Source organism: Streptomyces phaeolivaceus, assembly GCF_009184865.1.
Lineage (GTDB): Bacteria > Actinomycetota > Actinomycetes > Streptomycetales > Streptomycetaceae > Streptomyces > Streptomyces phaeolivaceus.
In genome coordinates this window covers 224,951-242,595 of the sequence record NZ_CP045096.1, presented here as the reverse complement: position 1 = coordinate 242,595, position 17,645 = coordinate 224,951, and the positions used below count along the sequence as shown (strand labels likewise).

The window sequence follows — 17,645 nt, the reverse complement described above, 5'->3', positions numbered from 1 at the left end:
GATGCGACGGACCGTGCGGGAGTTCCAACAACTAGCCGAAGAGCGCGACTTCACCGCCGTCATCGACGACCACGGCCACCACACCGCGCGGGACCTCCTCGACTCCGCCGTCACCCTCGCGGAGGCCATGACCCCGGACGGCACGGCCGTCGGCACGGTCCTGGTGCAGGCCGACAACTCCTGGCGCACCGTCGTCGCCACCCTGGCCGTGGGGATGACCGGCGGGGTGCTCGCCGTGGTCAACCGGCACACCACGGCCACCGAGTTCGCGTCGGCCCTCGCCGACATCCGGCCGGACGTCGTCGTCGCCGAGCCGTCCGCGCTGCGGGAGTGGCACGGACCGGGCATGCCGACGGGCGGCAAGGCGGAGGCCCTCGGCGGCTGGACGGTGCTGTCCCACCGGATACCGAGGGACGCCACCCGCTGGCGGGGCGGCGCCGTCATCGGCCTCACCTCCGGCTCCACCGGACGCCCGAAGGGAGTCGTCCAGTCCGAGGCCGCCCTGCGCTACGCCTGCGCCCGCACCCGCGACATCAACGGCCTCGGCCCCGGCGACGCGGTGGCCGCCATCGTCCCGCTCTCCTCCACCGCCGCGTACTGCTTCGGGGTCTGCATGTCCCTCATGCTCGCCGGACCGCTGGTGCTGACCGGCCGATGGGACCCCGGTGTCGCGGTCGAGCGGATGGCCGAGCACCACGCCCGGTGGACCATGTGCGTCCCCACCATGGCCCTCCAGATGGGCACGGCGGCCTCCGGCTCCCGGGCTCTCCAAGGGGTCCACTCGATCACGGTCGGCGGCGGCCCCATGGACCGGGGCGCGCTCGCCCGCGCCGAACGCTCCCTCGGCACCCGGATCCTGCGGGTCTTCGGCATGTCCGAATGCCTCGGCCACACCTCGCCGCACCCGGACGACCCCGAGGAGATCAGACTCGGCCGTGACGGCCGACCCTTCCCCGGGACCGAACTGAGATGCGTCGGCGCCGACGGAACCGTCCTCGGCCCCGGCGAGACCGGACACGCCCAGGTGCGCGGCCCCTCCCTCTTCCTCGGCTACGCCCGCGACGGCGCCGTCGAACCACCCGCCCTCACCGCCGACGGCTTCCTGCCCACCGGGGACCTCCTGATGACCGCCGCCGACGGCACGGTCACCGTCATGGGCCGGGCGAAGGACGTCATCATCCGGGGTGGCCGCAACCTCGACATCACCGAGATCGAACGCGCCGTCGCCAGCCACCCCAGGGTGGCCCGCGTCTGCGTCGCCCCGGTCCCGGACCCCCTCCTCGGCGAACGCCCCGCCGTGCTCGTCGTCCCCGAGGACGCCACCGACGACCTCCCCCTCGACGAGATCACCACCCATCTGGAACGCGCCGGCCTGTCCAGGGCGAAGTGGCCCGAGTTCGCGTTCACCGTGCCCGAACTGCCCCAGACCAGGGTCGGCAAGCTCGACCGAGGGGGCGCCCGGGACCTCGTACGCGACCTGTACGAGCGGCTCTCCGGGGCGCAGCCCGCACAGCGACGACTGGGAGACGTATGACCACCCGTTTCGACCGAGGACAGTGGGCGCGGAGCGGAGCCCAGACCGTACGGCCCGGGGTGCACCGCGTACCGCTGCCGCTGCCCGACGACGGGCTGCGGGCCGTCAACGTCTACGTCCTGGAGGAGGACGACGGGCTGGTGCTGATCGACGGCGGATGGTCGATCCCCGAGTCCCGCAAGGCGTTGGAGGACGCCCTCGCCGGCCTCGGCCACGACCTCGCCGAGATCACCCATGTCCTGGTCACCCACATCCACCGCGACCACTACACCCAGGCCGTGGAACTGCGCCGGCTGCTCGGCTCCCGCGTCTACCTGGGCTCCGGCGAGCGGCGCGGCCTGGAACTGCTCGGCGAGCTGCGCACCGACCAGCCGGTCGGATCGCTGCGGACCCTGCGCCGGGCCGGCGCCCTGGAACTGGCCGACCGGATCGAGGCGATGGACCACGGCGGCTTCGACCCCTCCGTGTGGGAGGCGCCCGACCGCTGGCTGGACGCGGAGGAGCTGCGGTTCGGTGACCGCACCCTGCGGGTCGTACCGACCCCCGGGCACACCCGGGGCCATGTCGTCTACCTCGACGAGGCACGGGGGCTGCTGTTCTCCGGGGACCATGTGCTGCCGCACATCACCCCCTCCATCGGCTTCGAACTCGGCGACGGCCCCGGACTGCCGCTGGGCGACTACCTCGCCTCGCTGCGGCTCATGACCACCCTCGCCGACGCCCAACTGCTGCCCGCGCACGGGCCGGTGGGCGACAGCGTCCACGGCAGGGTCGGGGAGCTGCTGGCCCACCACGACGACCGGCTCGGGGAGACGCTCACGGTCCTCGGCACCCGGTCCCTCGACGCCCACGCCGTGGCGCGGGAGCTGGGCTGGACCCGGCGCCAGGTCCCGTTCGGGGACCTGAACCCCTTCAACCAGATGCTGGCCGTCAACGAGACGGCGGCCCACCTGGACGTCCTGGTGGCGCGCGGCCGGGTCGGTCTCACCTCGGTGGACGGCGTGCACCGGTACACGCGCTGCGACTCCGGCACCGGTGAGGACGACCACGCGACGGTTCCGGCACCGGCGTCCACGTAACGGCTCCCGGCACCGGGAGCCGGGAGCCGCGCGATCCGGGCGGGCGGTGCCTCAGCGGGCCGTCCAGCCCCCGTCGACGTACAGCTCCGAGCCGGTCATGAAGCCCGCGTCGTCCGAGGCGAGGAACGCCACGGCGGCGGCCACCTCCTCGGTCCGGCCCAGCCGGCCGAGCGGGGTGCCCTCGATCATCGCGGTCAGCCGGGGCGTGCCCTTCCACAGCTCCCGGGACAGGGGCGTCTCGATGAAGCCGGGGTGCAGCGAGTTGACACGCACCCCGCGAGTGCCCCAGTGCAGCGCGGCGTTCTTGGTCATCAGCCGTACGGCGCCCTTGGCCGCGTGGTACGAGAACTGGGCGCCGAAGCCGCCGACCGTGCCGAAGATCGAGGCGACGTTGACGACGGAGCCGCCGCCGGAACGTTCGATGGCCGGACCGCCGTGCTTCATCCCGAGCCACACCCCGGTCTGCGTCACCCCGATGACCCGGTCCCAGCCCTCCTGGGTCTCGGACTCCACCGTGGCCATCGTCGCGATCCCCGCGTTGTTGACCAGCACTGACAGACCGCCCAGCCGGTCGGTCACCTCGGCGACGACCGACTCCCAGGCCGTCTCGTCGGTCACGTCGAGAGCCAACCCCAGGGCGCCGCCGGGCAGTTCCCCGGCGAGCTTGCCGCAGCGGTCGCCGTCGAGGTCGGTGACCACCACGGTCGCGCCCTCGTCCGCCAGCCGTCGCACGATCGCCTCGCCGATCCCTCCGGTGGCACCGGTCACCAGCGCCACCTTCTCCGAAAGCCGCATCATCACTGCCCACGTCCCTTCTCGTCCCGGATGGTTCGGACCCGCGGCAGGTCCACGGACAGGCCGGAGCGCAGCAGCGCGGGCACCGCCGACCCGACCCGGTCGAAGCCCGGTCCGACGGTGCGCCCGGCCCGATGGCGGGCGTGGATGCCCTCCGCGATGACCGCCAACTTGAAGTAGCCGAGGGCCCGGTGGAACGGCAGCGCGGAGACGTCCCGGCCGGACCGCTCCGCGTACCGCTCGGTCAGCTCCCGCGCGGACAGGAAACCCGGGTTGGCGGCCGGGACATGACCGTCCCCGAGGACCGGCTCGCACACCGGGTCCCAGTAGACGAGCAGCAGACCGAGGTCGGCGAGCGGATCGCCCAGCGCGGCCATCTCCCAGTCGACGATCGCGGCGATCCGCCCCGGGTCATCGGCGTCGAGGAGGACGTTGTCGAGCCGGAAGTCCCCGTGCAGGACCGCCGGTTCACCGCCGTCGTCCCGGGTCAGGGCCAGCCCGCGTGCCAACTTCGCGTACAGCGCGTCCAGTTCGGGCAGCGCCCGGGTGGCGACCCGGTCCCACTGGCCGCGCCACCGCCGCACCTGCCGTGCCACGTACCCGGCCGGGCGCCCGAACCCGCCCAGCCCGACCTCGTACGGATCGAGCGCGTGCAGGGCGGCCAGTTGGTCGACCAGCGCCCGGGAGCACCGCCGGGCGTCCTCCGCGGGCAGCCGGGCCGCCTGTCCGGAGTCCCGCAGCACGCTGCCCTCGACGTACGAGACGAGGGTGAACGGGGCGCCGATCACCGACGCGTCGGCGCAGGACAGCACGGTCCGCGGCACGGGTACGTCGGTGTCGGCGAGGGCGGCCATGACGCGGTACTCGCGGTCCATGTCGTGCGCGGTCGGCGTGAGCGTGCCGAGCGGCGGCCGGCGCAGCACCCAGCGGTGCGTGCCGTCGCTCACGAGATACGTGAGGTTGGAACGTCCGCCGAACAGCGGGCGGACGTCCAGCGGGCCGCCGCAGCCGGGGACTTCTCGCTCGACGAAGCGCCGGAGCGCGGGCAGGTCCACCCCGGCCACGGTGGCGTCGCCGGGGGCCGTCATGCCCCGCCCCCGCGCGTCGGTGCCGCCTCCCGCGCCGGTTCCCCGGGCCCTCGCTCGCGTGCCGCCCGGACCGCGCGCTTGGCGATCGCCCAACGATGGGTCTCCGACGGCCCGTCGTAGATACGGAACGGCCGCACCTCGCGGTAGAGGGAGGCCAGCGGGATGTCCTCCGAGATGCCGAGCGCCCCGCAGACCTGGACGGCGCGGTCCACGACCCGGCCGACGGCCTCGGACACGAAGGTCTTCGCGATCGAGGTCAGCTGGGCACCCGGCCTGCCCTGGTCGAGTTCCCAGCAGGCCCGCCAGAGCACCGCCCGGCTCGTCTCGATGTCGATCTCCGAGTCCGCCAACTGCTGCTGCACCATGCCGAGTTCCGCCAGCCGGCCCCCGAAGGCCCGGCGCCCGGCGGCCCGGTCCAGGGCGATGTCCTGCGCCCGCCGGGCCACCCCGAGCCAGCGCATGCAGTGGGTCAGCCGCGCGGGGCCGAGCCGCACCTGCGCGTACTCGAAGCCCCGGTGGACCTCCCCGAGAACCGCGTCGTCGGCCACCTCGCAGGCGTCCAGGGCGAGTTCGCTGTGACCGCCGAACAGGGCCCGGTCGAGGGTGCCGATGTTCCTGACCACCTTCATCCCCGGGTTGCCGGCGTCGATCAGGAACATGGTCGCGCCGCCCGGGTCACCGGGTTCACCGCCGGTGCGCGCCATACAGATGGTGAACGCGGCCCCGTCCGCCCCGCTGATGAACCACTTGCGGCCGTCGATCCGCCAGCCGCCCGGGATCCGTTCCGCCCGCGTGGCCAGCGCCCGCGGGTCGGAGCCGGCACCGGGGGAGGGCTCGGTCATCGCGAAGCACGACCGTGTCTCCCCGGCCGCCAGGGGCGCCAGGAACCGTGCCCTCTGCTCCTCCGTCGCCACGGCGTCGAGGAGGTGCGTGTTGCCCTCGTCCGGCGCGGCGCAGTTGAGTGCGAGCGGGCCCAGCAGGGAGTATCCGGCGGCCTCGAAGACGACCGCCTGGCCGCGCAGATCCAGCCCGAGCCCGCCCCACCGCACCGGCACGTGCGGGGCGAACACCCCGGCCGCGCGCGCCGCCTCCTGCAACCCACGCCTCAGCGGCTCCGGGCCCGCGTGCACATCACCGCGGCACTCCTCCTCGGCGGGCAGCACATGCTCCCGGACGAACGCGGTGGTCCGCCGCGCGATGTCGGCGACGTGCGGATCGATGTCGAACTCGATGGCCATACGGCCCCTCTCCGATCAAAGGTGTTCAGTCCCTGACCCCGTGCCAGGCCAGTGCGCCGCCGTCGATGACGTACGAGGCTCCGGTGATGAACGCCGCGTCGTCGGAGGCCAGGAAGCAGGCGAGCCGCGCCACCTCCTCGGGTTGCCCGAGCCGCCGGACGAGCTGAGGGGCGGTCAACTCCCGTTCCATCGCGTCGCCTTTGCCGGAGGCCTCGAAGAAGTCCCGCGCCAGTGGCGTTTCGATGACCCCGGGGCAGAAGCAGTTGCAGCGCACGGGCGCCAGATCGACGGCGGTGACCTTGGTGAGATGGATGACGGCCGCCTTCGTGGTGCCGTAGACCGGAGCCAGGGGGCGACCGGTGAGCCCGGCCACCGAGGCCGTGTTGACGATCGCGGGTCCCCGGACGGAGCGCCGCAGATGGGGCGCGGCGAACTTCGTCGTCAGCCAGACCGCCTTGAGGTTGACCTCGTACACGGCGTCCCAGACGTCCTCGGGAAGGGTGTCCACCGCCCGGTCCTCGGGCCGGTCCACCAGCGCGGATTCGATCACCCCGGCGTTGTTGACGAGGACGTCGAGCCCGCCGAACCGGTCCGCCGCGCGGGCCACCATGCCCTCGATCCGGTCGCGGTCGCGCAGATCGCAGACGAGCGGTTCCGCCTCCGCCCCGGCGGCGCGGACGAGTGCGGCGGTCTCGGCCGCCGTCGCCTCGTTCCGGTCGGCGACCGCGACCGCCGCCGCGCCCCTGCGGGCCGTCTCCACGGCGATCGCCCGCCCGATGCCCTGACCGGCGCCCGTCACGAGCACCACCCTGCCGTCCAGCGAACCCGAACCCATCGTCCTGCCTCCGGTCACAGCTTCTCGAAGATGTCGGAACCCGCGACCGACATGGCCACGAAGACACCCGCCGACGTCACCAGCGTCATGACGAGCGCGATGGCGGCGACCAGCGGATAGGAACCGTTGGACCAGTAGTCGAACAGGATGGTGCCCATGACCTGGGTTGTCGGCGCCCGGACCAGCAGCGACGCGGTGAACTCATGGGTGAGCAGCACGAACATCAGTGCTCCCGCACCCGCGAGCGTGGGCCGCAGCAACGGCAGCATGATCTCGGTGGTGGTCCGCAGCGCGCCCGCCCCGCTGGTCCGGGACGCCTCGACGTAGGTGTCGCCGAGCGCCACCATTCCGGACAGCTGCATCCGGGTCGCGAAGGGCAGCATCAGCGTGACGTAGACGAGGACGATCACCGTCCGGGTGCCGTACAGGATGAACGGCTCCCGGCTGTACGTCAGCAGGAACCCGGCGCCGAAGACGACCGCCGGGATGCCCAGCGGCATGGCCACGATGAAGTCGACGGCGGCCCGGACGACCCGGAACCGGCGCCCCTTGAGCAGCAGGGAGGCGGCGACGAAACCGAGGGGGAGCGCGATGGCGACGGAGATGACCGAGGTGGTGAGGCTGTTGACGATCGCGTCGGTGATCCCCGACTCCTGGAACACCCGGCGGAAGTTGTCGAGCGTGAACCCGCTCGGCTCGATCTTCCCGCTCCAGAAGGAGGAGAGCGACACCACCAGGAGGGCGCCCAGCGGCAGCGCCAGCGCCACCAGGGCGTAGAGGAGGATGCCGGTGACCGCGACCCAGGAGGGGCGGCCCCCGGACCGGAACGCCTTGCCGCCGTGGGTGACGAAGCGGCTGTGGTCGCCGAGGATCACCTTCTGGAAGAAGACGACGGCGATGCCGAAGAGCAGCAGCGGCGAGCCGATCGCGGCGGCCCTGCCGTAGTCGACGGGGCTCTGCGACACGGCGGCGTACATGTCGGTGGTGAGGACGTCGATGCCGTTGTTCCTGCCCAGCAGCAGCGGCCCCGTGAACTGCCCGAGCCCGAGGAGCAGGGCCACGAAACCCCCGTACACCAGCACCGGGCGCAGCAGCGGCAGCGTCACCCGGAAGAACACCCCGGCGGCCGTCGATCCGCTGACCTGGGCCGCCTCGATCAGCTCCGCGTTGATGTTGCCGAAGCCGGCGCTGACGAACAGGTAGACGAACGCGGTCAGGCCGAAGCCGGTGATGATCACGATCCACGGCAGGGTGTAGATGTCGACGGGGCCCTCGTCGAGATGGTTCCACCAGGGCAGATTGCGCAGGGCCGCGTTGAGGTAGCCGGGGCGGGGCGAGAACAGGAACGCCCAGCCGGTGACCGCCGCCACGGCCGGGACCACGATGGGCAGGATGGGGAGCACGCGCAGCACCCGCAGCCGGGGCGGCAGCCGGGTGGCGGCCCAGGCCAGGAACGTGCCGAGGACGAGCGCGATGGCCAGCGAACCCAGCGCCAGACCGGCCGTCCTGCGCAGGGTCTCCCCGATGTCCGGGGCGTCGAGGGCGGCCCGGTAGCCCCGGGCGTCGTCCTCGAAGGCCAGCCGTTGAAGGCCCACCAGCGGGGCGATCACCAGATAGCCGATGGCGGCCAGGAAGACGAGCGCGCCGAGCCGGGGCAGATGGCGTCGCACCCGGGTCAGCGCCGTCGGCCGCGACGGCTCCGGACGCGGCGGTGTCGTCGTCGGGGCGGGAGCGGATACGGCGGGTGCGGCCATGACGTCACGCCCCCACCGGGGCCGCGGGGGCGTGCGCGGCCGTGCGCACCCCGTCGGCGTCGTAGTAGATCGCCGTGTCCTTGGGGAACCAGGCGGTAACCCGCTGTCCGCGCGACAGTCCGCGGGCCCAGGGCGTGCCGGTCAGCGGCGCCCGTGCGTGCAACCGGCCGCCCGCGATCGTGACGACCACGTCCATGTGGCGTCCGCCGAACTGCGCGTCGACGACCTCCGCCGCCAGGCCGACGCCATGACCCGGTGGCTTCTCCTCGACCGGACAGAGCAGCAGGTCGTCGGGGCGCAGCCGGGCGGAGACCTCGCCGTGCGAGCGGGGCACCGGCAGCTCGCCCGCCACCGCCGGGCCCGGAACGCCTGCCGGGCCGTCGGCGCCCGGTTCGCCGACGACGGTCCAGCCCTCGCCCGCCCGCCGCAGCGACAGCCGGTTCGACATGCCGATGAACCCGGCGACGTACTCGGTGGCCGGTTCCTCGAAGACCCGCTCCGGTGTGTCGAGCTGCTCGATCCGGCCCGCCCTCATGATCGCCAGCCGGTCGCCGAGGGCCAGCGCCTCGCTCTGGTCGTGGGTTACGAACACGGCGGTGAAGCCCAGCCGCGCGTGCAGTTCGTGCAGTTGGGCGCGGACCTGGTCGCGCAGCCGGGCGTCGAGGTTGCTCAGCGGCTCGTCGAAGAGCACCAGATCGGGCCGGGCGGCCAGCCCGCGGGCCAGCGCCACCCGCTGCTGCTGACCGCCGCTGAGCTGCGCCGGATAGCGGTCGAGCAGGGCCGCGCAGTCGACGAGTCCGGCGGCCTCCTCGATCCGCTCGCGCGCCTGCTCACGGGCCACCCGCCGGGTCCTGAGCGGATAGCCGATGTTGCGGCGGACCGTCATGTGCGGCCACAGCGCGTACGACTGGAACACCATCCCGATCCGTCGTTTGTTCGGAGGGAGGTTCACCTTCCCGCGTACGTCCAGCACCGTCTGGTCGCCCAGCGAGATGCGGCCCTCGTCGGGTGTCTCCAGACCGGCCAGACACCGCAGGGTCGTGGTCTTCCCGCAGCCGCTCGGGCCGAGGAGAACGATGAACTCGCCCGGTTCGATCTCCAGCGACAGGTCGTCGACGGCGACCGTCGGCGGCTTGCCGGCGAACCTCTTCGTCAGACCCTCGATGCGCACATGGGACACGGGGGACTCCTCACATCCAAAAGATCAGGTGAGTGGGGCACCCGTCGGCACGGGTGCCCACACTGCTGTGCATGGGTCCTGGCAGATGTGGTCCACCGCTCCTACTGGAACAGGGACTTCCACTTCTTCTGGTACGCGGCCACGGCGTCCGGCGTGAGTTTCGCCGGGTCCTGGATCCGCACCTTGTCGTTGGTGATCACCGTGCCGGGGACGTCGGGCAGTACCGAGCCGGCCGACGGGGTGATCAGCTCCTGTCCCTTGGCGGTGACCATGAAGTTGGCGAAGAGCTGTCCCGCGTTGGGATGCGGGGCGGTGCTCAGCACCATGCCGTAGTACCGGGCGCCCCACGCGCCCTTCGGCGGCATGCGGTAGTCGACCGGGGCGCCCTTCTCCTTGGCGGGGTCGAGCGCGATCGGTGCCACGAAGCTGCCGGCGGCGATCTCACCGGACTGCAGCGCCTCCCCCATCGGCAGGGCGCTGGGGTAGATACGGGGTTTCTGGGCGGCCAGCTTCTTCACGAAGTCGGCGCCGTACGTCTCCTCCAGCCACATGTAGAAGTCGACGAGCGAGGGCGCGGTCGGCTCGACCACACCGATCTTGCCGCCCGCGAGCGACGGGTCCAGCAGGCCCGTGTAGTCGGTGAGCCCCTTGGGATGGAGCTCGGTGTTCCAGCCGAAGGTGAGGACGGCGGAGTTGGTCTCGAAGTAGTTGCCCTTGTGGACGTACTGCTTGGCGTCGTAGGCGCCCTTGCCGGTCAGCTCGGGCCCGACCGGGGTGAGGAAGCGGCCGGCCTCGGCCTGCGGCTTCACCCAGGACAGGCTGGCGCTGACGTACATGTCCGCGATGCCCTTGCCGGAGTTGAACTCCGTCTCGACCTTCACGCCGAGGTCGCCGTCGACGCCCCGTACGGTCTTGACGTCGATCCCCGGATATTTGGCCTCGAAGGCCTTGGCGAGATTGTTGAGCGAGGTCAGGTCCTGCGCCGAGTAGACGGTGATCTGGCCTTCCTTCTTCGCCGCGGCGACCAGTTCGTCCATGCTCGCCGACGCGGGCACGACCTTGGACTCGGCGTTGGTGTCGCTGCCGCCGCCGCACGCGGTGGCCAGCAGAGCGGTGATCGATAGCAGGATGAGCAAAGCGCCGCGCCGTCGCGGATCTGGTCTCATTCTCGGCTCCCTTGCCTGAAACCGGCTCCCGGCCGGACCGGCATCCGTCCGGGCGGAGTTCGCACCGGACGGTCGCTGGGCGGCCAAGATTTCAGGGAAATTACCAAACTGAACTAGGTTAGGCAATAGTTCGCGCAGGTGGGGGAGTGGGCGGGGTTCGGTGGGGTGGGCTCGATCCTAGGGGGCGCGGGCGGGTCGTGTGCGTGGCTGCGGGGCGATAAAAGGCCAGATGGGCGGCGGTTTACCGGGATGGGGGGCGGTGGTGAGGGCGGGGCGCGGGTGCTGGCCGGGCAGTGACCGGCGCCGGAGATTGAACTCATTTCAGTTCAATGACGGTTCAGTTGCGACGGGTGTGGTCAGCCGCCGAGGTTCTCACGATGCGCGACGCCGTCGATCCGCACAAGCGTCTTGCCGGTGTTGTCGCCCCGGAACAGTGCCGCCAGCGCCGCCGGGGCTTGCTCCAGCCCGTCGACGACCGTCTCCCGGTAGGGGAGTCGGCCCTCGCGGACCCAGGCGCCCAGCCGCCGTCTCACCTCGGGCAGCAGATGGGTGTGCGCGCTGCCGCGGAAGCCGCGGATGGTCAGGTTCTTCGTCACCGCGAGCATCAGGTTGCCGGGACCGCGCGACGGGCCCCGCGCCGCGTACTCCGAGATCATGCCGCAGATCGCGACGCGCCCCGATGTCCGCAGCGCGCCGAGGGCGGCTTCCAGATGGTCGCCGCCGACGTTGTCGAAGTACACGTCGATGCCGTCCGGTGCCGCCTCGCGCAGCAGGTCGGGGAGCGGGCCGTCCTTGTAGTTGAACGCGGCGTCCAGGCCGAGTTCCTCCCGGAGGTGACGCACCTTCTCGGCGGAGCCCGCGCTGCCGATGACCCGATGCCCGTGGAGCTTCGCCAGCTGGGCGACGAGGCCGCCCACGGCACCGGCCGCGGCGGAGACCCACACCACGTCACCGTCCCGCAGCTCCGCGACATGGAAGAGCCCGGCGTAGGCGGTGAGCCCGGTGGCGCCCAGGACACCGAGATGGGCCTGCGGCGGTGTGTCGCGCACATCGAGCCTCGTGAGCGCGCCGACGCCGCCGAGCGCCTGGCTTCCCGCCCCGACCACCGCGTAGTCGCGCCAGCCGGAGGCGTGCGACACCGTGTCGCCCGGGGCGAATCCGTCGGCACGGGACTCGACGACCTCGCCGACGGTCATGATCCCGTCCATCGGCTGGTCGAGGGGGAAGGCCGGGAAGTACCCCTCCGGCGCCCGCTCCCTGAGCCGCAGCCGGAGCGCGGCGTCCACGGACGTCCAGGTGTTCCGGACCAGCACCTCGCCCGGCCCCGGCCGGGGGACCGCCACCTCGACGACGCGGAAGTCCGCCGCCCGCACCTCGTCGCGCGGATAGGCGACCGGCCGGACCTCACGCCCGACCGCCACCACGCCCGCCCGGGACGGGTGACCCGCCCCGGCCCCGGTGCGTATCTCGTCCATGAACTGAACTTGTATCATGATGAACCTCACGCGTCCATGCCGGCGGTAACTGGTATGAGGGGGAATCGACGGTTGGAACCTGAAGTCAGTTCATCATGAAAGGAACGGGCTCCCGGGTGCACCGGGAGCAGCACGGCGGCGAGCGGAACGGATCGTGCCGGTCTCATGGGGGACTCCTGGCTAACTGGTAGGAAACTTTCCTAATAGAAAGGGAATTGGCAGTTGGTACGGACCTTTACGAGAGATCTGACAAGACCATGACAACATCGCCACCGCGCGCAGCCCGCTTCCCCGCCTCTCGCATCCGTCTGTCCCACCCGCCTGTCCACCGGCGTGTCACATCCGCGCCGCATGACCGGTCTTACGGAGGGAGACAGAGGGCCGCCCGGCATGACGGTCCGCTCCGGGAGGGAATGAGGCGATGGCGACGCTGGACGGGAAAACCGCGAGCGAGAGCGCGCACGCGGACCCCGCCACCGAGGACCCCGCCACCGAGGAGCCCGCCCGGGTGGCGGACCGGCTCGGCGTCCTCCCGGGGGTGGGCCTGAGCACGGGGCAGGTCGCCGAGCGCACGGACGTCTGGGGCGCCAACCGGCTGTCCGCACCGGCCCGTCGGCCGGAGTGGCTGAAGTTCCTGGACCAGTTCCGCAACTGGCTCATCGTCATCCTGCTGATCGCCGCCGTGGTGGCCGGAGCCATCGGCGACATCCGGGACGCGGTGGTGATCACCGTCGTTCTGCAGATCAACGCCGTCCTCGGCTACTGGCAGGAGCGACGGGCCGAACGCAGCCTGGAGGCGCTGCGCCGGATGCTGGTACCCATGGCGAAGGTGCGCCGCGACGGCACCGAACAGATGGTGCGGGCCCAGGCCCTCGTCCCCGGCGACGTCGTCCTGCTGGAGGCGGGCGACCGCGTACCGGCGGACGGCAGACTCACCGTCGCGGAGACGGTCGAGGTGGACGAGGCCGCCCTGACCGGGGAGTCCCAGCCGGTCGCCAAGAGCGTCACGGCCGTCGACCGCGCCTCGACCGCCGCGGTGCCGCTCGCCGAGCGCACCAGCATGCTGTTCATGAACACCGCGCTGACCCGGGGCCGTGCCGAGATGCTCGTCACCGCCACCGGGATGCGCACCGAAGTCGGCGCCATAGCCGAGGCGTTGCGCACCGGGACGGAACCGCCGAGCCCGCTCCAGGTCCAACTGGACAGCCTGGGACGGCGACTGGCGGTGCTGAGCGGAGTCGCGGTCGTCGCCTACGCGCTGAGCGCATGGATACGCGGCGAGCCGCTCTCGGACATCGCGTTGCAGGCCGTGGCGCTCGCCGTCGCCGCGATCCCCGAGGGACTGCCCGCCGTACTGGCCCTCACACTGGCCCTCGGCGTGCGCCGCATGGCCCGGCGCGGCGCCATCGTCAAGCGCCTCGCCTCGGTGGAGTCCCTCGGCGCGGCCACGGTCGTGTGCAGCGACAAGACCGGCACCCTCACCCTCAACGAGATGACCGCACGCACACTGTGGACCGGGGGCAGGCTCTACGACGTCACGGGGGAGGGGTACGGCACGACCGGCACCCTCCGCCTCCACGGCGGGGACGGCACCTCTCCCGCCGGAGACACCTCGCTCACCGGCGACATCGTCCTCCCCGACGCCACGCACCCCGCCCACGACCTCCGCGACACGGTGCTCCCCTTCGCCCTGTGCAACGACGCCCGCCTGACCGGCGGTTACTTCATCGGTGATCCGACGGAGGCCGCGCTGGTCGTGCTGGCGGCCAAGGCCGGGGTGGACGCCGACCGGGCGCGCACCGAACTGCCCCGGGTGGGCGAGCTGCCGTTCGACGGGGCCACCAAGTACATGGCCACCTTCCACACCGAACCGGACGGTCGTACGAGGGTCCATGTGAAGGGCGCGGTCGACGTCCTGCTGGGCATGTGCGCCGACGTGCTCACCGAGGACGGCGTACGCGCCCTCGACGAAGCGCACCGCGACGAGGTCCTCGCCGTGACGGCACGGTTCGGCGGCGCCGGACTACGGGTGCTGGGCGCGGCCACGGCCCTGATGGAGAGCGCCCCGAGCACGGTCGACCCGGTCGTCCTGCCCGGCCTGACCCTGGTGTCGATCGCCGGGATCGCCGATCCGCCCCGCCCGCAGGCCCGGGACGCGATCGCGCTGTGCCGCACGGCCGGGGTCGCCGTGAAGATGATCACCGGTGACCACGCCGACACGGCGGCGGCGATCGCCCGCGAACTGGACATCCCGGGCCGGGTCGTGACGGGCGCCGAGCTGGACCGGATGACGGAACGGGACATCACCGAACGCGTCGACGACATCGGTGTGTTCGCCCGGGTCGCCCCCGAACACAAGGTGGTGATCGTACGGGCGCTGACCGACCGGGGACATGTCGTCGCCATGACCGGCGACGGGGTCAACGACGCCGCCGCGCTCAAGGCCGCCCATATCGGCGTGGCCATGGGCGTCACCGGAACGGACGTGGCCAAGGAAGCCGCCGACATGGTCCTCACCGACGACGACTTCTCCACGATCGTGCGCGCCGTCCACGAAGGACGGGCCATCTACGCCAACATCGTCAAGTTCGTCCGCTTCCAGCTGGCCACCAACATCGGCGCCATCCTCACCCTGCTCAGCGCCTCCCTCGCCGGACTGCCCTCCCCGCTCACCGCGGCCCAACTCCTGTGGATCAACATCATCATGGACGGTCCGCCCGCGATGGCCCTGGCCGTCGACCCCGCCCGGGACGATGTGATGCGCCGCCCGCCGCGCGACCCGGGCGAACGGATTCTGGACGCCCGCCGACTCCTCGCCATCGGCTGGGCCGGTGCGGTCATGGCCGCGGGCACCGTCACACTGTTCGCCGTCGCCCGCGCGTACGTCGACGCGGACACCGCCCTCACCATGGCGTTCACCACGTTCGTGCTGTTCCAGCCGTTCAACGCGCTGAGCGCCCGAGGGGACGACGGCCCGGTCCTGGGCCGCTTCCAGTTCCGCAACCGCGCGCTCTGGCTGTGCCTGGCCGGTGTCGTCGCCGTACAGATCGCCGTCGTCCAACTGCCCTGGGCGGGAACGGTCTTCGGCACCGTCCCGCTCACCGCCGCCCAATGGGCCGTGTGCCTGGGCACCGCCGCCACCGTGCTCCTCGCCGAGTCCGCCCTGCGCGCCGCACGGTCGGCGACGCGAGGCGGTACCACCGTTGTCACACCGTCACACACCGACCTGTCCAGGTGAGCGATGTACGAGAGACGCCGGACGGGACACGACGGACGAGAAACAGAGGGAATCATGCGTGAGATCCTGATCGTCGGCGGCGGCTACGCGGGCTTCTACACCGCGTGGGGCCTGGAGAAGGCGGTGCGGGCGGGCGAGGCCCGGGTGACGGTCGTCGACCCGCGCCCGTACATGACGTACCAGCCCTTCCTGCCGGAGGTGACGGCAGGTTCGGTCGAGGCACGCCATGCCGCCGTGTCGCTGCGGCGTCATCTGCGCAGGACCCGGCTGGTCGCGGGGAGCGTGACCGAGATTCGGCACAAGGACCGGGCGGTCACGGTCCGCCCGGCGGACGGCGCCGCGTACGAACTGCGCTACGACATCCTCGTCGTCACCGCCGGCGCCGTGACGCGGACGTTCCCCGTTCCCGGGGTGGCGGAGCGGGCCATCGGGCTGAAGCACGTGGAGGAGGCGGTGGCCATTCGCGACCGGCTGCTGACCGCGTTCGACCAGGCGGCGTCCCTGCCGCCCGGCCCCGCGCGGCGGAAGCTGCTCACCGTCACCTTCGTGGGCGGCGGCTTCTCCGGGGTGGAGGGCTTCGGCGAACTGCTGTCGCTGGCGACCGCGATGCTCAAGTACTACCCGGAGCTGGGCCCGGAGGACCTGTCCTTCCATCTGGTCGAGGCCCGGGACCGCATCCTGCCCGAGGTGAGCGACGGACCGGGGGAGTGGGTGGTTCGCTCCCTGGAACGCCGGGGCGCCCGGGTGCACCTGGACACCCAGCTCGTCTCCGCCGTGGACGGGCATGTCGTGCTGTCCGACGGCGAGGAGTTCGACTCGGAGCTGATCGTGTGGACGGCGGGCAACGCCTCCAACCCGGTCGTGCACAACCACACGGACCTCCCGGTGGACGAGCGGGGCCTGCTGGTGGTCCGGCCCGATCTCCGGGTGGGCACGGCGAGCGAACCGCTGCCGGACGTCTGGGCGGCGGGCGACGACGCGGCCGTACCCGACCTGGCCCTGCCGATCCCGGGGGCACGGACGGTGCCGAACGCCCAGCACGCCGTACGCCAGGGCAAGCGCCTCGCCAAGAACATCGCCGCCGATCTGCGGGGAAGGAGGATCCGCGACTACCGCCACGGCAGCCTGGGCGTGGTGGCGACGCTGGGGCTGGGGCGCGGCATCTTCCAGTACCGGAGGCTCGTCATCAAGGGGCTCCCCGCCTGGCTGATGCACCGGGGCTATCACGTCCTGGCCGTGCCCACCTGGGAGCGCAAGATCCGGGTGCTCTCCGTCTGGCTCACCGCGGCCGTGTTCGGCCGGGACCTCGTCTCCCTCGCCTCCGTCCAGCACCCACGGGAGGCCTTCGTCACCAGCGCCGACACACGACCCGCCCCCCTCTCAGGAGCACACCATGGACGCGAGTGAAGAGGCCGCGCGCGGCCTGACCGACATCGAGGCCTTTCTCTACCGGGAGGGCCATCTGCACGCGGCGCAGCAGCGGGTGGCGGCCTTCATCGCCCGGGAGCCCGGTCTGACGCCGGAGCAGAAGAACGACATCGAACGCTGGTACCTCGACGAACAGACCTATGTGGCCCGCATGGTGACCGATCACATCACCGACAGCGTCACCGCGGCGCACGCCCGGCATCGCGTCCGGCTGGGGCGCTGGCTGCGGGGCACCATGATCGCCATGACCCTGATCACCGTTGCCACGGTGGGGCTGTGCGTGGTGATCGTCGAGTCGGTGAACTGACACCGTGTGCCGCTATGGACGCCCCGCGCGGTACAGACCCCGGCCCGCCCGCTGCACACGGGAGGCGCCGACCAGTCGGTCGAGGGTGCTGCGCACCCCGTTGATGCTTCCGCTGTCGGTGTCACGGCCGAGGGCCGCGGCGACATCGCGGGCCCGTACCTCGGCGTCGCCGACGCCCGCGAAGTACTCCATGATCTGCTCGGTGAGCCGGCCGTACGACTTCTGCCCCTGCGCGTCGGCATCGGCCGTGGAGTCGGTGTCCGTGGGCTCGGTGTCGTTGGGCTCGATGTCGATGTCGATGTCGATGTCGGTGGTGGCGGCGCTGTCGGTCCGTCGTCCGGCGCCGTCGGCCGGGTTGTCGAGCAGCAGGGGCTGGAGGACACCGAGGGCCCGCTGCACCGAGCCCAGATGGGCCACGACCGCGGCCAGTTCCCGTTCCAGAGCCTGCTTCTGGATCCGCAGCCGGGCCAGCTCGCCCCGAAGGCTCTCGGCGGTGACCTCGATGCTGTGCCCCGTTACAGAAACCAT

The 17,645-nt window shown here is 71.9% G+C and carries 14 protein-coding genes; 5 read left to right on the top strand and 9 right to left on the bottom strand.

The window, feature by feature from the left end; all coding sequences use genetic code 11:
- Nucleotide 1: 1 nt before the first annotated feature.
- Both F9278_RS01460 and F9278_RS01455 read left to right on the top strand, forming a co-directional pair.
- Complete coding sequence (locus F9278_RS01460) at nucleotides 2-1,534, top strand: class I adenylate-forming enzyme family protein (RefSeq protein WP_152166614.1); 1,533 nt, start codon at nucleotides 2-4, stop codon at nucleotides 1,532-1,534.
- Nucleotides 1,531-2,613, top strand: a complete 1,083-nt coding sequence (locus F9278_RS01455; protein ID WP_152166613.1) for an MBL fold metallo-hydrolase — start codon at nucleotides 1,531-1,533, stop codon at nucleotides 2,611-2,613. The genes F9278_RS01460 and F9278_RS01455 overlap by 4 nt, the downstream gene beginning before the upstream one ends.
- Before the next feature lie 51 nt (nucleotides 2,614-2,664).
- Here the strand turns inward: F9278_RS01455 and F9278_RS01450 are convergent, their stop codons facing one another.
- The 8 genes from F9278_RS01450 to F9278_RS01415 all read right to left on the bottom strand — a co-directional run bounded on the left by F9278_RS01450 (nucleotide 2,665) and on the right by F9278_RS01415 (nucleotide 12,144).
- Nucleotides 2,665-3,411, bottom strand: coding sequence for an SDR family NAD(P)-dependent oxidoreductase (locus F9278_RS01450; protein ID WP_404818844.1), 747 nt, complete (start codon nucleotides 3,409-3,411; stop codon nucleotides 2,665-2,667).
- The gene (locus tag F9278_RS01445) at nucleotides 3,411-4,496 is read right to left on the bottom strand and encodes a phosphotransferase family protein (RefSeq protein WP_152166611.1); all 1,086 of its coding nucleotides are present in this window, start codon (nucleotides 4,494-4,496) and stop codon (nucleotides 3,411-3,413) included. Before F9278_RS01445 ends, F9278_RS01450 begins: the two co-directional genes overlap by 1 nt.
- Nucleotides 4,493-5,734 (bottom strand): acyl-CoA dehydrogenase family protein, encoded by a 1,242-nt coding sequence (locus F9278_RS01440; RefSeq protein ID WP_152166610.1) that lies wholly within the window; start codon nucleotides 5,732-5,734, stop codon nucleotides 4,493-4,495. The genes F9278_RS01445 and F9278_RS01440 overlap by 4 nt, the downstream gene beginning before the upstream one ends.
- 25 nt (nucleotides 5,735-5,759) lie before the next feature.
- Nucleotides 5,760-6,587 carry an SDR family NAD(P)-dependent oxidoreductase gene (locus F9278_RS01435; RefSeq protein ID WP_226966582.1) on the bottom strand — a complete coding sequence of 276 codons (828 nt, stop codon included), beginning with the start codon at nucleotides 6,585-6,587 and terminating at the stop codon, nucleotides 5,760-5,762.
- Complete coding sequence (locus tag F9278_RS01430) at nucleotides 6,584-8,323, bottom strand: ABC transporter permease (protein WP_152166608.1); 1,740 nt, start codon at nucleotides 8,321-8,323, stop codon at nucleotides 6,584-6,586. The genes F9278_RS01435 and F9278_RS01430 overlap by 4 nt, the downstream gene beginning before the upstream one ends.
- 4 nt (nucleotides 8,324-8,327) lie before the next feature.
- On the bottom strand, nucleotides 8,328-9,503 hold the full coding sequence (locus F9278_RS01425; protein WP_152166607.1) for an ABC transporter ATP-binding protein: 1,176 nt from the start codon (nucleotides 9,501-9,503) through the stop codon (nucleotides 8,328-8,330).
- A gap of 101 nt (nucleotides 9,504-9,604) precedes the next feature.
- A complete protein-coding gene (locus F9278_RS01420; protein WP_152166606.1) occupies nucleotides 9,605-10,669 on the bottom strand; it encodes an ABC transporter substrate-binding protein in 1,065 nt (354 codons plus the stop codon).
- Nucleotides 10,670-11,025: 356 nt separating this feature from the next.
- Complete coding sequence (locus F9278_RS01415) at nucleotides 11,026-12,144, bottom strand: NADP-dependent oxidoreductase (protein WP_152166605.1); 1,119 nt, start codon at nucleotides 12,142-12,144, stop codon at nucleotides 11,026-11,028.
- A 421-nt stretch (nucleotides 12,145-12,565) separates the two neighbouring features.
- Between F9278_RS01415 and F9278_RS01410 the strand changes: the two genes are divergently transcribed.
- Genes F9278_RS01410 through F9278_RS01400 form a run of 3 tightly spaced genes read left to right on the top strand, consistent with a single transcriptional unit; the run spans nucleotide 12,566 to nucleotide 17,117 of the window.
- Entirely contained in the window at nucleotides 12,566-15,382 is a 2,817-nt protein-coding gene (locus F9278_RS01410; RefSeq protein ID WP_152166604.1) for a cation-translocating P-type ATPase, read from the top strand.
- A 54-nt stretch (nucleotides 15,383-15,436) separates the two neighbouring features.
- Nucleotides 15,437-16,789 carry an NAD(P)/FAD-dependent oxidoreductase gene (locus tag F9278_RS01405; protein WP_152166603.1) on the top strand — a complete coding sequence of 451 codons (1,353 nt, stop codon included), beginning with the start codon at nucleotides 15,437-15,439 and terminating at the stop codon, nucleotides 16,787-16,789.
- Nucleotides 16,776-17,117, top strand: a complete 342-nt coding sequence (locus tag F9278_RS01400) for a hypothetical protein (RefSeq protein ID WP_152166602.1) — start codon at nucleotides 16,776-16,778, stop codon at nucleotides 17,115-17,117. Before F9278_RS01405 ends, F9278_RS01400 begins: the two co-directional genes overlap by 14 nt.
- A 12-nt stretch (nucleotides 17,118-17,129) precedes the next feature.
- Here F9278_RS01400 and F9278_RS01395 read toward each other — a convergent pair whose 3' ends face one another.
- Nucleotides 17,130-17,645 (bottom strand): hypothetical protein, encoded by a 516-nt coding sequence (locus F9278_RS01395; protein ID WP_152166601.1) that lies wholly within the window; start codon nucleotides 17,643-17,645, stop codon nucleotides 17,130-17,132.